We start from the raw sequence: 14,819 nt of genomic DNA, 5'->3' as shown, positions 1-14,819 counted from the left end.
AAAATGATCGATGTAGCTGAAAAGCGTGAATTTCTCGTGTGGTTGATTAACAATGTAAGTTTTCAACGGCGAGAAGTAATTTGGATTTTGAACTATTTAATTAATCACGAGGCGATTTTACGGAATGTTCATATCGTCGAGCAAGCCTTGGAAACAAAGCGGGGACTGGTCTTTCGCGATATCAGTCAACGGGAAGAAGCGATGGTGTTTTCAATAGAAGGACATCAATTTTCAAATAGTGATCAAATTTTTCATGAGATTCGTCTGCATTGGCAGCAACCTTTGTATCTAGAATGTATTTTCCCCAATTCTTGGCAAAATGCCCAGTATTTATCGGTGCTTGAAGACAATCCTGCGCTTTCATGGAATGACACGGTCAGTCAAGAAATTGTTTCCGAAGTTGAAAATTTTTTGAAGCAGCAAGAACAAGAAGCTCAAATCAATTTGCTGAAAAAACAAATTGATTTGGCCTTAGAAGCCGGTGATAAAGAAGCGTTCTTAACTTTATCTGATGAATTGAGCCGCTTGAAATTGGCTTTATACGAATAAAAAACCAGCACCAAGACAAAATTAATGTCTTGGTGCTGGTTTTTTAACTACTTCGTTTTAACGTAAAACGTCGCCGCTGAGGTCTGAGGTAAGTGAAACCTTCTCCCTCGACATCATGAACATTGCTGATTAGGATAAATGCTTTTTCATCAACGGAGTGTACAATCTTTTTGACTTCATTGATTTCTTGTTGGGAAACTACGATGTAAACAATTCGTTTTACTTCAGAAGAGAAGCCGCCTTCGCCATGAAGATAAGTAACCCCACGTTCTAGGTGAGACATCAATAATTCGGCGATTACATTACTTTCATTTGAGATGATCATGACACCCTTAGCAGCGTACCCACCAGAGGAAAGCATATCAACTACTTTGCTGAAAACAAAGGAGACGATCAAAGTATACATCATTCGTTTCAAATCTAAATAAGTCAGTGAGCAAAGTAAAACGACAATATCAAAAACTAAGAGTGACTTACCCATGGTAAAGCCGATCTTTTGCTCGAGAATTCGCGCAATCACGTCCGCACCACCAGTTGTTCCGCCGTTGCGATAAACTAAGCCGCTACCGAAGCCAGCAAATAATCCAGCTAAAATAGAGACAATAAATAGATCATGATCTAAATTAATTTGTAGAGGAATTCTTTGCCAGATCCATAAAAAGACCGACAAGCAAACAGTTCCTAAAATTGTATAGTAGAAAGAACGTTTCCCCAAAATTTTTCCGCCAATTAAAATCAATGGGATATTAATCAGCAGGGTAGTGTAAGCTGGGTCAATGCCAAATAAAGCACGAATAATCAAGGTAATACCCGTCACTCCACCTTCTGCCAAATGATTGGCAATATTTAAATAAACGAGACCAAATGCATAAATCGCTGTTCCTACGATAATAAATGAAATTTCTTTGATTCGCGTTGCCATAGTTGTTTCCATATGACACCTCCTAAATTGATAGAATACAATACGTGCTTCGCAAGCTATAAAAAAGCCCTAACAAACGAACGTATGAAACGTTGTGAAATTCCGCCGAAAGCCAAAAATAGCGAGTGCGTATTTCTGACTATAATTACTGTTAAATTCATCGGAATTCGACAAATAAAAAAATAGAATTCACAAAATTCATCCTCAACCAACATAGCATGAATTACAGATAGTTACAACAACATGATAGGAAACAAATCTGTTTTTTGATAAGATAGGTTTGAGGTGGTTTGATGAATGAAAAGACAATGAAAATCATGCAGCAAGAAGTTGATGATTATATCCAACAATTTAAAGCTGGTTATTTTTCGCCGTTGGGTCAAATGGCTCGTTTAACGGAAGAAGTCGGTGAATTGGCTCGCGAAGTCAATCATTATTATGGGGAAAAAACTAAAAAAGCCAGTGAAAAGACGAATACAGTGGCTGAAGAGCTGGGTGATGTGCTTTTTGTCACGATTATTATGGCAAATTCTTTAGGAATTGATTTGACGGAAGTCTTTAATCAAAATATGGAAAAATTTAATCAACGCGATCGTTTTCGTTTTGAGCGAAAAGATGGACTGACAGCAGGTGATGAAGCATGAAGTTAGAAGCATTTCCGTTAGAATTTCAAGGAGCGATGCCAATTCTGCGTAAATTACAAAGCGCTGGTTATGAGGCCTACTACGTGGGAGGCAGTGTTCGTGATATTTTGTTGAATAAACCGATCCATGATGTGGACATTGCAACTAGCGCCTTTCCTGCTGAAGTAAAAGAATTATTTCACCGCACGATTGATGTGGGGATTGACCATGGAACAGTGATGGTAATCACTAAAGAAGCAACCTATGAAGTAACCACCTTTCGGACCGAGTCTACGTATCAAGATTATCGTCGGCCAGATCACGTAGAATTTGTGCGTTCGCTAAAAGAGGATTTAAAACGTCGTGATTTTACTATCAATGCCTTAGCTGTCGGAATTGATGGTACAGTAATTGATTTGTTTGATGGATTGGAGGATCTACGTAATAAGGTTTTACGAGCGGTAGGCAACCCCTATGAGCGCTTTCATGAAGATGCTCTGCGAATGATGCGGGCCTTGCGGTTTGTTAGTCATTTAGGTTTTACATTGGAACCGAACACCTTTGAGGCAATCCAAGAATATCATTCTTTACTGGCAAAGATTTCAGTGGAGCGAATCAATGTGGAATTTGTCAAATTTATGATGGGCTCCTTTAGATCGGCGGGACTACGTTCTTTTGTGGAGTCAGAATGCTATATTTATTGTCCAGGATTACGAAATTACGGTGAAGCATTATTAAACTTTGCTGAACTTCACGGGCCAGCGATTCCGACAGAGCGTCAAGCTTGGACCTTGTTGATGACGATGTTGGAGCTAACGATTTCTGACATTCGTAATCTGATGAAGGAATGGAAGTGTTCGAATCAATTAATCAAAGAAGTGACTCAAATGGTGCCAGCTTTGCGATTCCGTTTAAAAGCTGAATGGGATAACTGGAGCTTATATCAATTAGGTCGGGAATTAGCACTTTCGGTGGAGTATTTATTGTATTATTTTGACCGTGAGCCGAATTTAGCAAAGATTCGACTGCTTTATCAGTATTTACCGATTCATTCATTGAAAGAGTTAGCCGTAAAAGGCAACGAAGTGATGGAACATTTTACTTATCGGCGCGGCCCGTGGATCAGTGAGACGCTCCATACGTTAGAGCAAGAAGTCGTGGAAGGTCGCTTGAAAAATGAAAAGGCTGAGCTTTTGGCGTTTGCCGATCAATTTTTAAAAGCGAATAGTTCTTTATTCAATAGTTGAGAATCTAAGTAAAGAAAGAGGGCACCTCTATGAAAAAGCTAACAAAGGATTATCAAGTTGGAACAGATCAGACGGCACAGGCGATGGGATCGGGCGATTTAGAAGTTTTAGCTACCCCGGCGCTAGTTGCGATGATGGAAAACTGTAGCAAACTTTTATTGTCTGCTGAACTGGTGGCTGAACAGACCAGTGTAGGATTCAAAATGAATCTCAAACACTTAGCTCCTACGACGGTTGGCGCAGAGGTCACCGTGATAGCGGAAATTGTCGAAGAGGATGGGAAAAAGATTTCTTTTTCCATAGAGGCCTATGACAAGGATCAATTGATCGGTCAAGCAAGTCATCAGCGTGTAATTGTCGATAAAACTGCCTTTTTGGCAAAATTGTAATAGAAGCACAACATGTGACCGTTTACTTAAGGTATGCTAAACTTGGTTTAGATTAGTAGTGAGGAGAATGTAGAATGGCAAGAGAAATGACAGCATTAAAATTCTTTTTCCGCAATGGGGAAACTTGGACAATCGATCGTCGTTATATTGGAGATCTGTGGATCAAACAGATTACGACTAGCTTCGGCCGCATCCATGGTAGCGAATTTGTAGAAATTCACCCATGTGCCGGTTTTAAAATTGAAGTTTATCAAGAAGGCGACCATGTTCAAACGTCTGATATTAATCTAGGCGGTTTAGAAATGGGCATGTTTGAACGTGCACGTAAATTTGAAGACATCGAACGGATGGAAATCATTTATCGTTCGGGACATCCAGATTCTGTTTACTTCCCATATAAAGACAAAGATAACGAAGGCTTAGACAACGTATATCAATCAACGAAGGTCTCCGAAAAAACGAAGAGTTTATATATTGTGATTGATCCAACACAAAATGTTGATGACGTGTACAGCAACCACTTTTAAGCATGAGACAAGTATCTGAAAAGATACTTGTTTTTTTATATTCAAAACTAGAAAATTTAAAGAAAGTGATAAGGTACCTGAACAAAGCGAAATAACGCTTGAATTCTTAGTAAGGTACCTGTATTATATATCTGTAAGGTACCTTATCAAAGAGGAGAGAGTTCAATGGAAAATCAAATGAATGAGCAATTTATGAAATTACAACATGACTTACGACGTTACTATCACCGTCAAATGGCAAAAAATCAAGGATTTGGTCCTCATCGCGGGCAAGGCCGTGTTTTAGCACTGTTAAAAATGAATCCTGAAATCACTCAAAAAGAGTTGACCTTTGTTTTAGGAATGCGTCCTCAGTCGGTTGGTGAATTATTACAAAAACTTGAGGATAAAAATTTTATCACTCGTGAAGCTTCTGAAGAAGATCGACGAGTAATGATTATTCGATTAACGGATCTTGGGAAAGCTGAAGCTGAAAAAGTAACTGAAGCACCAGACTTTGGCGAAGAACTTTTTGCTGATTTTACCAATGATGAAAAAGCTGAATGGTCACGCTTAGTTGAAAAGTTTAGCGAAGCTTTAAAAAATCAATTGGGAGAAGAAGAGGCTGAAGAATTTTTCGGTGGTGGTAGAGACTTTGCTGGCGGACATCATCATGGTCATGGTCCCCATGGATTTGGTGGCTCCCATGGTAGAGGACATGCCCATTTTCATTCTTTCGATGATTTCAGTTGGTAACCAAAAGCTGTGAAGGAAAAATTTCCTTTACGGCTTTTTTTTGTTACAATGACAAAGAGAAATTTGAGGATGGTTCAAGATGAAAGAATTGAAAGTTACAGAACTTTATAAGACGTTCGGCGATAAAACATTATTTGATCGGATCTCTTTTTTGATTCACGAAAAGGATCGAATCGGTTTGATTGGGGTCAATGGGACTGGCAAGTCCAGTTTATTAACGATTTTAGCTGGTAAGGATAGTGGTGATGGTGATCTATCGGCGATTGAGAAAGCCAGTGATTATCGGATCGGCTACCTAGCTCAGGAACAAAATTTTGCAGCCGAACTATTGGTTTTAGATGCAATATTTCAAGGAAATAACCCATTGATGCAAACCGTTCGCGCGTACGAAAAGGCATTGCTGCAATTAGCAAATGAAAACACGAGTGAAGTACAACGAAAGTTTTCATTGGCTGAAGAAGCGATGAACAAACAAGATGCTTGGACGGCAGATAGCGAAGCCAAAGCGATTTTGAATAAATTGGGCATTGATACGTTGGATAAAAAAATTAGTGAACTTTCCGGTGGACAAATCAAACGTGTGGCGCTAGCGCAAGTTCTAATTGATGCACCTGATTTATTATTACTGGATGAACCAACCAATCACTTGGATTATGATGCGATTCAATGGTTAGAAAGTTATTTGAAAAGCTATCCGGGCTCTTTATTGATGGTCACGCATGATCGTTATTTCTTGGATCGGGTGACCAATCGTATTTTTGAACTTTCCTTTGGTAAACTATATGAATATCAAGGAAATTATGAGGCTTATTTAGTTGAAAAAGCTGAACGCGATCGCGTGGCGGTTGAACAAGAAGGTAAAAGAAAACAGCTCTATAAGCAAGAATTAGCGTGGATGCGAGCGGGAGCAAAAGCTCGAACTACTAAGCAACAAGCTCGAATCAATCGGTTTGAAGATTTGAAGGAAAATCTGCATCAAGTCAAAACTGATGGTCAACTTGAAGTGAATATTGCCACGACCCGCTTAGGAAAAAAAGTGCTGGAGCTGAAACAGGCCTCGTATCAAATTGAAGGCAAAAAGATTTTAGATCATTTTGATTTACTAATCCAAACAAAAGAGCGTTTAGGGATTACCGGGAAAAACGGGGCAGGCAAATCGACTTTATTGAATATTTTAGCGGGACGACTGCCTTTGGACAGCGGTGTATTGGAAATTGGTGAGACGGTCCGATTAGCTTATTATACGCAGCAAAATGAGACGCTAGACCCCAATAAACGGATGATCGCTTATTTGCAAGAAGCGGCTGAGGAAGTCAAGCAACGGGATGGCTCACAAATCAGTGTAGCTGAAATCTTAGAGCGTTTCTTATTTCCACGCTTTATGCATGGAACTTTGATAGGTAAGTTGTCTGGTGGCGAAAAACGACGCCTCTATTTATTAAAACTATTGATTCAGCAACCCAATGTTTTGCTGTTGGATGAGCCAACCAACGATCTGGACATTGCAACTTTAACAGTCTTAGAAGATTACTTACAAGAATTTTCTGGTGCAGTGATTACGGTTTCTCATGATCGGTATTTCTTAGATAAGGTAGCTGAAAAATTATTGATTTTTGAAGGAAACGGGCAGATTACTTCATACTTTGGTTCGATCATCGACTACTTAGCTCAACAGACACCAGTAAAAGAAGAAAAAAGTCCAAAGGTGAAGCCTCAACCAAAAGAGCGTAAGAAAAAACTTTCCTACAATGAGCAAAAAGAATGGGAAAGTATTGAAGACGATATTGCTTTATTAGAAGAAAAAATTGATGAATTAACCGAAGCGATGAATCATCAAGGGGATGATTTTACAAAGTTACAAGACTTGCAAAAAGAGATTGATCTGACCGAACAAACATTAGAAGAGAAAATGACCCGCTGGGAATATTTGAGTGAGATCGTTGAAGGAAACTAATTCAAACGATTCAGCACGTAGTGACAGCGAGGATTGCTTTAAACGGAAGATTTAGGAGGAGCTGTATGTTGATCGCGATTTGGGCGCAGGATAAGAATGGCTTGATTGGGAAAGAAAATCAGTTGCCTTGGCATTTGCCAAATGATCTGCGTTTTTTTAAGGAAACGACCATCAATCATACGTTAGTGATGGGGCGAAAAACGTTTGAAGGAATGGGAGGCAGACCACTGCCTAATCGTCAAACGATTGTTTTGACCAGAGATAAGAAATATCAAGCTGCAAATGTGTTAGTTATGCATTCGTTGTCAGAAGTACTTGATTATGATCAAAAGACTGCTGGAACGACGTTTATTGCAGGTGGATCAGCCGTTTATCAGGAATTTCTACCTTATTGCGAACGCATTTATCGGACCTTTATCGAAGAAAGTTTTGAAGGCGATGCCTATTTTCCAGCTGTTTCTTGGGATGATTGGCAGTTGGTGGAACGTAAATTAGGTCAAAGGGATGAAAAAAATCCTTATCGTTACTATTTTGAGCGTTATCAAAAAACCGGGTCATAATGATTCGGTTTTTCAAGATTTATAAAGAAATAGTTTCAACAATGATTTATTTCTGCAGTTTTGATATACTAAAATTAATTTGAAACTAGGTATGGAAAGAAGGATCAGAATGCCAACTGTTAAAATTGTAACTGACTCATCCTGTACGATCGAACGATCTGTCCGTGATGACTTAAATATTACTGTGATTCCGTTATCAGTGATGATTGATGACGTAGTTTATCCGGATGATGACGCATTAACCGGGGAGCGCTTTATGGAAATGATGGCTCAATCAAAAAATCTACCCAAAACAAGTCAACCACCAATTGGTTATTTTGCGGAGCTTTATGATGAATTAGGAAAAGACGGGAGTCCGATCGTTTCGATCCATATGTCCCATACACTGAGCGGAACTGCTGAAGCAGCACGTCAGGCTACCTTTTTAAGTAGCAGCAATGTCACTGTAATCGATTGCGGCTTTATTGACCAGTCGCAAGCATTTCAAGTAATCGAAGCCGCAAAACTTGCTCAGGCTGGAGCTTCTTTAGAAGAGGTATTAGCAGGTGTTGAGCGAGTGAAAAACCACAGTAAACTATTTATTGGAATATCTTCTTTGGATAACTTAGTTAAAGGCGGTCGAATCAGTCGTGTGACAGGAGTTATCTCCAGTGTGTTGAATATGCGGATCGTTATGGAGCTTGAAGCAGGTGAGCTGTTACCAATCACAAAAGGACGTGGGAAAAAAACTTTCAGCAAATGGTTTGCGTCTTTTAAAGATGAGCTAACAAAGGTCAACGTAAAGCAAATTGGGATTTCTTATGCTGGTAAGTTGGATTTTATTGATGAAGCCAAACAGGCGTTACAAGAAATGTTTCCTGACATGCATATCCCTGTGCTACATACTAACCCAATCGTCGCAACTCATACAGGTCCCGGGGCTTTTGCGATCATGTATTATACCGATTAGTTGAGTCTGCCTCTAGAAATAGAGGCATTTTTTTAATATCAGAGCTCAAAAAATTAAATTTCCTTAGTAGTTCAAACTAAGATTAACCAGTTTTACAATGTTAGGTTTAAACTATGGTTGCTGATTGTTCAACAGCTTTTGGTAAAGGAGTAGATAAATGAAACGATTTTCGACAATTATGATTCCCGTAATAGTAGCAGTCGTTACTCTGCTGGTTCTATTTTTGACGATTCCCAAAGCTGAATCCCGTCTTCGAGTGGTCCAGGATAAAACCTCGGATTATAAGAAATCTGTTCACTTTGTAGCAGTGGGGGATTCGCTAACTGAAGGAATCGGTGATGAAACTAAACGCGGAGGCTATGTGCCTTTAGTGGCAAATCATTTACAACAAAAATATGAATTGACTTCTATTGAAAAGGATAACTACGGGATTTCTGGTGAACGTAGTGATCAAATATTAAAGCGAGTCAAAAAGGATTCTGATTTACGGAACAGTTTAGCCAGTGCAGATTTTATTACAATGACTGTTGGTGGAAATGACCTTTTTCAAGCCTTCCAAAAGAATATTACCGCTAAAAGCGCTAAACAATTTGATCGTTCGATAAAAAAATATGGAAAATCAGTTGAAGCAATTTTAACAGAAATGCGAGACTTAAATCCCAAAGCACCGATCTACGTGGTAGGAATCTATAATCCTTACTATTTAAACTTTCCTGACATCAAAGGCATGCAGACCGTGGTAGATAATTGGAATACTGAAACAGAAAAATTGACCAAAGAAACGACAAATTGTTTTTTTGTTCCGATTAATGACCTGTTGTATAAAGGGATTGCTACAAAAGACAGTAATAACACGAGTGAAAGTTCAAATGGTGAAGTTAAAAACAATGTTTTATATGATGAAGACAACTTCCATCCAAATAACTTAGGCTATCAATTGATGGCCACGGCGATTCAGGAAAAAATTGTGGATACCCAAGATTTATGGTTAATAAAGGAGGGCAATTAATGGAAGAACCCAAAAAAGAAACGACCATAAGAACGAAAACAACGGAAAAAATCAATCGCTGGAAAATTGCTTTTCTAGTTTTAGTGGGGATCCTTTTAGGTGGTGTCATCTTTGCAACCGTGCGTGTATTCACCGTGCGTGAAACGAACTTGCCACCTAGCAGTGAAACCACAGTACCTAAAGGTTCACCTGTGTTGACCATGAATACCAATAAGAAAAAATTAAATACGGTGATGGAATACTTTTTAAATGATCTGCAAAAAGATTCGGCGGTTAAATATGAATTCTATTTAGAAAATCAAGCAATGTTAAAAGGTCAGTTCAAACTTTTAGGAGCAAAAGTTGATTTTTATCTTTACTTTGATCCGTATGTTATGGATAATGGCAATATTCAATTGAAGGCTCGCGATCTATCAATCGGAACGTTGAATCTACCGGTGAGCCAAGTGATGGCGGCTATTGAGCGCGGCTATAAATTTCCTAAATGGGTATCCATTGATCCTGACGAGCAGACGGTTGTTTTAAAGTTAAATCAATTCAAATTGAATAACGGTATGTTTATCAAAGCCAATCATATTGATCTAGTGGGCGATGATATTCAATTTAGTTTGTATTTACCTAAAGAAAAAAAGACGAATGATTGACAAAATCATGAATAACCAGCGAGGTGAATGAATTGCGCAGAAGTTTTTATCATTATATCTTGACCGAACGTGGCCACAATCTGCATGATCCAGTCGAAGCGTTCGCTGGAGCAGTGGCTAAAGATATCATGTTTCCTAAACAGTCAGAGGATTACCATGAAATTACCGATTACTTAGAGTTGAGTGTCGATTATTTAGCTTCAATGGATCTATTTGATCAAGTTTGGGAGAAATATTTAGAAAACAATAAATAATTAAGAAGGAAAAGTTGTGGAAGGCTTTTCCTTTTTTTTCTAGCGTGCTATCATGAAAAAAAGGGTGAAAGGAAAATGCGCCTTGCAGAAAAAAACAATACCAGTATCGATTTTTTTAATTTCGATCGTGTGCACGATCGTGATTACCGCAGTAGTGACACATTTTATTGATCAGAAACAAACGATGGATAATGATTCTGTCGTAAAAATTACCCGTAATGATTTAGATGATGTTCAGGATTTATATGATCTGATCAGTACAAATTATGTAAATCAAGTCGACAAAGAGAAGTTGATTCAAGGAGCTTTAAATGGCATGGTGGAATCGTTGAAAGATCCTGAATCAGAATTTTTGACTGACCAAGAGAATCAAGAATTGAATGCAAAAGTAGCTGGAAGTTTTGAAGGGATTGGGGCCAATTTACAGCTGGAAAACCGTCTGCCGGTGATTGACCGCGTTCCAGTAAAAAATTCACCTGCTGAAAAAGCCAAGTTAAAGGCTGGTGACATTATTTTAGAAGTAGACGGCCAAAAGACCCAGGATAAATCTCTGGACCAGATAGCAACGATGATTCGTGGGGAAAAAGGGACGCAAGTCAAACTATTGATTCAGCGAGATGATGAGAAATTTGAAGTAGCCATCGAAAGGGATGTTGTTCCTGAAGATACGGTCAAAGGAAGTCTTGATGTGAAAGATCAGTCGATCGGCTCGATCGAAATTGATAATTTCCGTGAAACGACTGCCTTAGAATTTCGGACGATTGTTGAAGAGCTGCGTAAAGCAGGCGCCAAATCTTTCGTAATCGATTTACGCCAAAATTCTGGTGGTTTGATGGCAGAAGCTGAGCGCGTAGCCAGCTATTTCCTAGAAAACGGTGATACAATTGCTCAGTTCTCTAATAAGAAAAAAGTAATTTCGATTGATAAAGCCGGGAAAAAAATTGATCAAGGGTTTAAGGTCAAAGAACCGACGATTTTCTTGATTGATCAAGAAAGTTCTTATGGTGCCGAATTATTAGCAGCGGCAGTCAAAAATAAGAACTACCCCTTAATCGGTGTGCGGACTTTTGGTAAGGGAACCGTTCAAAGTATTAGTTCAATCGGCGATAATAATTACGTTCTATTAACAATTATGAAATGGTATACTCCAGATGGCTCATCCGTTGAAGGAAAAGGCGTGGTGCCAACGATTGAAGCAGATTATCCCGAATATGCCAAACTCCCACCAATCTCCAAACAATCAAATTGGCGTTTGGGTGATTCGGGAGATGCTGTGGAAAATATTAACACGATACTAAAAGCTTTAGGGTATCCAACTGAAGGAAATTTGTTTAATCAAGCTACAAAAGATGCCGTGGCTAAGATTCAAACCGAGAATAATTTATCCGCCACTGGCGCATTAGATCCTAAGACAATTGATGTTTTACAAGAAAAAGTCTTTAAGCTAGTGAAAGCGAATGATGTTGCCTATGAAAAGGCCCTTGAAGTATTGAAAAAGAAATAATAGTATCGGTTTTGAGGGAGGAAAGGAATTGAAAAAACTACTGACAAGAGCCCATTTATGGTTGGGAATCAAATACTTTTTGATTGCTCTTTTTGTAGGAGTAATAATTCGTGGTTTTTTATTAATTCCCGTTCCCGTGACCGGTAATTCAATGAATCAAACCTTGGCCCAAGGGGATATGGTTTTGATGGAAAAATTCAGTAAGGTTCGACGCTTTGATGTGATTGTTTTTCAGCAGCCGGACGGAACCATTTATATTAAGCGAGTGATCGGTTTGCCAGGTGATGACATTCGTTATGAAAAAGATCAGCTTTATATCAACAATCAAAAAGTCGGAGAACCCTTTTTAACGAATAATCGTAATCATGATCACCAAGTCTCACCTTATACAACCGATTTTCAATTGGAAGAATTAATCGGTGAAAAGCGCTTGCCAAAGAATGAGTATTTTGTTTTAGGCGACAATCGTCGAGTCTCAAAAGATAGTCGCTCGTTTGGGACCGTTGAAAGCAGTGATATTTTAGGAAAAGCGCAAGCAGTCTATTTTCCCTTAAAGCATATCAAGCTTATTTCCTAAAAAAATTTTAATAATCGCGAATAAACAAGATGGCCTCGATTTCTTCTTTTAGAAATTAAAGCCATCTTGTTTTTAGTAATTTGTAAATTAACTTGTTTTTATTTTCCCTCGAAAGTCTTCAATCGATTGGTAGCCTTTTTGTTCCATAAGGTCAGCTAATTCATTTGCCAAGCGGGAAAATATTTGTGGACCCTCACGATGCAAGGCTGTTCCTACTTGGACAATTTGAGCACCACATAACAAGTGTTCAAACACATCCTGTCCGGAGTTGACACCACCGGTCCCGATGATTTTGATTTGTGGATTTAGTCGTTGATAAAAACCGTTCACATTCGCTAAGGCAGTCGGTTTCACATAGGCGCCACCAATTCCACCAAAACCATCTTTTGGCTTAATGACCGTCGTTTCAGTGGCCGTATCGACATAGAGACCGTTTCCGATACTGTTAATGGAATTTATGAAAGCGAGGGGAAATTGATTTAAAATCTTTGCCATCTGATCGAAGTGGACTAGATCAAAGTAAGGCGGAAGTTTGACGCCTAACGGTTTAGTAAAGAAACTGAAGATCTTGGTCAAAATTTGTTCAGTTAAAGGGAAATCATAAGCGATTTGCGGTTTTCCAGGCAGATTTGGGCAAGAAAGGTTCAACTCAGTGATACCTGTAAAAGAACTTGCTTGAATTTTATTTAGCATATATAAATTTTCCTCAAAAGTCATGCCAGCAACCGAGAAAAATAACGGTTTGGCTCCTTCCAAATTATTTGAGGAGACGTAATCTAAGTAATAATCAAAGCCATTGTTGGCTAGACCGGTTGAATTGATACTGCCCAGAGGAAGATCCGCATAGCGGGGATGAGGGTTTCCCACTCTGAAATGTTTGGTCGCACTCTTTGTAACGATTGCTCCTGCGGCGGAATCTGCTAAGTTTTGCAGTTCTTCCGTTGTTGTACAGTGGACGCCAGAAGCATTCATAATTGGACTGGTTAATGTATAGTTTAAGAACTGAGTATTCAGCATATATTTGTCTCCTTAGTGTTGGAATAATTGTTCGATTGAGAAAGTTTCTCAATTAGAAACGTATCATAGTGGTATTGTTTTAGTCAATTTTAATTCCCCAAACAAGTTGATTGCTATTTTTCAAAACTAGCGAGTATTTAATATTTTAACAATTTGTGGTAAAATGCCAAGGATGCTTAGCGGTGAAAAAATGACTGGTAGAAATACTCAGCAAAACGCACGTGGAGGCTGCTTAAATCGCCTTCTGAGAAAGAATGTAAGTTGAAAGGAAGTGCCTAGTATATGACTATTCAATGGTTTCCTTCTGACAAATAGTAGTTTACTAAGTTTTAGATATTGATTTATAAATTTCATGTAATATTTCTTTCTCCTATCATCGTAATAACGGTGAAAAACTATAATTTTTGTGTTATTTATAATGAATGTTAAAATTACTATTTTTTAAAGTTAGAAACCATATTGTTCATAGTTTTATATGAATGTCCCAAACTGTCCCATATTTTGTCCCATGTAATTAGCGTTTACTATTAACAGCATGGATTGACAAGCTAAATCATATTTGAGCATATAATAAGTAAATTTCTTCATAAGAACGTAACATAGTTTGAACTTCATTTAATAACGAATAAGTAATTTCTAAGACATCGCAAGTTGATGTCTTTTTTATTTGCTTTTTAGTCATACAAGATGAGTACAGAATCAATTTAGAAAGACACGTAAGATAAAGCAACAACAAAATAGTATCTTTATGAAAGGAAAATACACTATGAAAAAACCAAGATTTAAGAATTGGCGCCTGTTTGCGGCGTTGGCTCTATTAGGTCAAACAATTGGCGGCTCTCTTGGTCCAACGATTGCCTTTGCCGAGAAGATCTCCCATCCACAAACAGTAACGGTGGAACTGGATTTGGCGCATCAATATGCGGTTGAAGGCACTTTTAGTGACGGCCGGCCCATGTCAGAAGTCACCGTTCCACACTATGCTGTCTACAATGGTGTGAAACAAGATATTTTCTGTATTGAACCAGGAGTGCCAATTTACAATGAATTCACGCCAGGTTATGAGAAGAATCCACTGCCGGATATGCCGGAGAAAGCAAAACTAGTTTCTGTTTTATGGAAGAATGCGGGCACAGATGTGGATACCCATATCGTGGCTCAGAAGATGATCTGGCAAGAAGTCAATGGCTACACGCTACACTCCATCAAACGTTCCGATGGTAGTGCAGTAAATATTGCCGCCATTGAAGCAAAAATCAATCAAGCCATCACGGATTATCAGAAGAAACCAAGCTTTCATAATAGCACGGTGAAAACCGTGTTAGGTCAATCGACAACTGTGACCGATACAAATGGTCT

The 14,819-nt window shown here is 38.6% G+C and carries 16 protein-coding genes and 1 pseudogene; 15 read left to right on the top strand and 2 right to left on the bottom strand.

Annotation, left to right across the window (positions count from 1 at the left end; all coding sequences use genetic code 11):
* Nucleotides 1-3: 3 nt before the first annotated feature.
* Nucleotides 4-549, top strand: coding sequence for a YpiB family protein (locus EP1_RS10585; protein ID WP_067627183.1), 546 nt, complete (start codon nucleotides 4-6; stop codon nucleotides 547-549).
* A 43-nt stretch (nucleotides 550-592) separates the two neighbouring features.
* Here EP1_RS10585 and EP1_RS10580 read toward each other — a convergent pair whose 3' ends face one another.
* A complete protein-coding gene (locus EP1_RS10580; RefSeq protein WP_083507540.1) occupies nucleotides 593-1,483 on the bottom strand; it encodes a YitT family protein in 891 nt (296 codons plus the stop codon).
* Between the two features lie 281 nt (nucleotides 1,484-1,764).
* Between EP1_RS10580 and EP1_RS10575 the strand changes: the two genes are divergently transcribed.
* The 13 genes from EP1_RS10575 (at nucleotide 1,765) to lepB (ending at nucleotide 12,443) form a co-directional block, all read left to right on the top strand.
* Nucleotides 1,765-2,115: a nucleotide pyrophosphohydrolase gene (locus tag EP1_RS10575; protein WP_067627181.1), complete on the top strand. Its 351-nt coding sequence runs from the start codon at nucleotides 1,765-1,767 to the stop codon at nucleotides 2,113-2,115.
* The gene (locus EP1_RS10570) at nucleotides 2,112-3,341 is read left to right on the top strand and encodes a CCA tRNA nucleotidyltransferase (RefSeq protein ID WP_067627179.1); all 1,230 of its coding nucleotides are present in this window, start codon (nucleotides 2,112-2,114) and stop codon (nucleotides 3,339-3,341) included. The genes EP1_RS10575 and EP1_RS10570 overlap by 4 nt, the downstream gene beginning before the upstream one ends.
* A gap of 29 nt (nucleotides 3,342-3,370) precedes the next feature.
* Complete coding sequence (locus EP1_RS10565; RefSeq protein ID WP_067627176.1) at nucleotides 3,371-3,730, top strand: thioesterase family protein; 360 nt, start codon at nucleotides 3,371-3,373, stop codon at nucleotides 3,728-3,730.
* Between the two features lie 74 nt (nucleotides 3,731-3,804).
* Complete coding sequence (locus EP1_RS10560; RefSeq protein WP_067627174.1) at nucleotides 3,805-4,257, top strand: hypothetical protein; 453 nt, start codon at nucleotides 3,805-3,807, stop codon at nucleotides 4,255-4,257.
* Between the two features lie 165 nt (nucleotides 4,258-4,422).
* The gene (locus EP1_RS10555; RefSeq protein ID WP_067627172.1) at nucleotides 4,423-4,992 is read left to right on the top strand and encodes a MarR family winged helix-turn-helix transcriptional regulator; all 570 of its coding nucleotides are present in this window, start codon (nucleotides 4,423-4,425) and stop codon (nucleotides 4,990-4,992) included.
* 79 nt (nucleotides 4,993-5,071) lie between these two features.
* Nucleotides 5,072-6,946 carry an ABC-F family ATP-binding cassette domain-containing protein gene (locus EP1_RS10550; RefSeq protein ID WP_067627170.1) on the top strand — a complete coding sequence of 625 codons (1,875 nt, stop codon included), beginning with the start codon at nucleotides 5,072-5,074 and terminating at the stop codon, nucleotides 6,944-6,946.
* Between the two features lie 65 nt (nucleotides 6,947-7,011).
* The gene (locus EP1_RS10545) at nucleotides 7,012-7,506 is read left to right on the top strand and encodes a dihydrofolate reductase (RefSeq protein WP_067627168.1); all 495 of its coding nucleotides are present in this window, start codon (nucleotides 7,012-7,014) and stop codon (nucleotides 7,504-7,506) included.
* A gap of 109 nt (nucleotides 7,507-7,615) precedes the next feature.
* A complete protein-coding gene (locus tag EP1_RS10540; protein WP_067627166.1) occupies nucleotides 7,616-8,455 on the top strand; it encodes a DegV family protein in 840 nt (279 codons plus the stop codon).
* A 157-nt stretch (nucleotides 8,456-8,612) separates the two neighbouring features.
* Nucleotides 8,613-9,464: an SGNH/GDSL hydrolase family protein gene (locus EP1_RS10535; RefSeq protein ID WP_067627164.1), complete on the top strand. Its 852-nt coding sequence runs from the start codon at nucleotides 8,613-8,615 to the stop codon at nucleotides 9,462-9,464.
* Nucleotides 9,464-10,108: a YpmS family protein gene (locus tag EP1_RS10530; RefSeq protein WP_067627161.1), complete on the top strand. Its 645-nt coding sequence runs from the start codon at nucleotides 9,464-9,466 to the stop codon at nucleotides 10,106-10,108. Before EP1_RS10535 ends, EP1_RS10530 begins: the two co-directional genes overlap by 1 nt.
* A gap of 32 nt (nucleotides 10,109-10,140) precedes the next feature.
* Nucleotides 10,141-10,362 (top strand): YozE family protein, encoded by a 222-nt coding sequence (locus EP1_RS10525; RefSeq protein WP_067627159.1) that lies wholly within the window; start codon nucleotides 10,141-10,143, stop codon nucleotides 10,360-10,362.
* A gap of 82 nt (nucleotides 10,363-10,444) precedes the next feature.
* Nucleotides 10,445-11,866: a S41 family peptidase gene (locus EP1_RS10520; RefSeq protein WP_067627156.1), complete on the top strand. Its 1,422-nt coding sequence runs from the start codon at nucleotides 10,445-10,447 to the stop codon at nucleotides 11,864-11,866.
* A gap of 28 nt (nucleotides 11,867-11,894) precedes the next feature.
* On the top strand, nucleotides 11,895-12,443 hold the full coding sequence (lepB, locus tag EP1_RS10515; RefSeq protein WP_067627154.1) for a signal peptidase I: 549 nt from the start codon (nucleotides 11,895-11,897) through the stop codon (nucleotides 12,441-12,443).
* An 87-nt stretch (nucleotides 12,444-12,530) separates the two neighbouring features.
* Here lepB and EP1_RS10510 read toward each other — a convergent pair whose 3' ends face one another.
* A complete protein-coding gene (locus EP1_RS10510; RefSeq protein ID WP_067627151.1) occupies nucleotides 12,531-13,460 on the bottom strand; it encodes a dihydroorotate oxidase in 930 nt (309 codons plus the stop codon).
* A gap of 766 nt (nucleotides 13,461-14,226) precedes the next feature.
* Here EP1_RS10510 and EP1_RS10505 point away from each other — a divergent pair.
* Nucleotides 14,227-14,819 (top strand): annotated as a pseudogene (locus tag EP1_RS10505) (cell surface protein); the annotation flags it as partial.

It is taken from the genome of Enterococcus pseudoavium NBRC 100491, from assembly GCF_001544295.1.
GTDB classification, from domain to species: domain Bacteria; phylum Bacillota; class Bacilli; order Lactobacillales; family Enterococcaceae; genus Enterococcus_A; species Enterococcus_A pseudoavium.
This window is presented reverse-complemented; position numbering and strand designations above follow the sequence as displayed.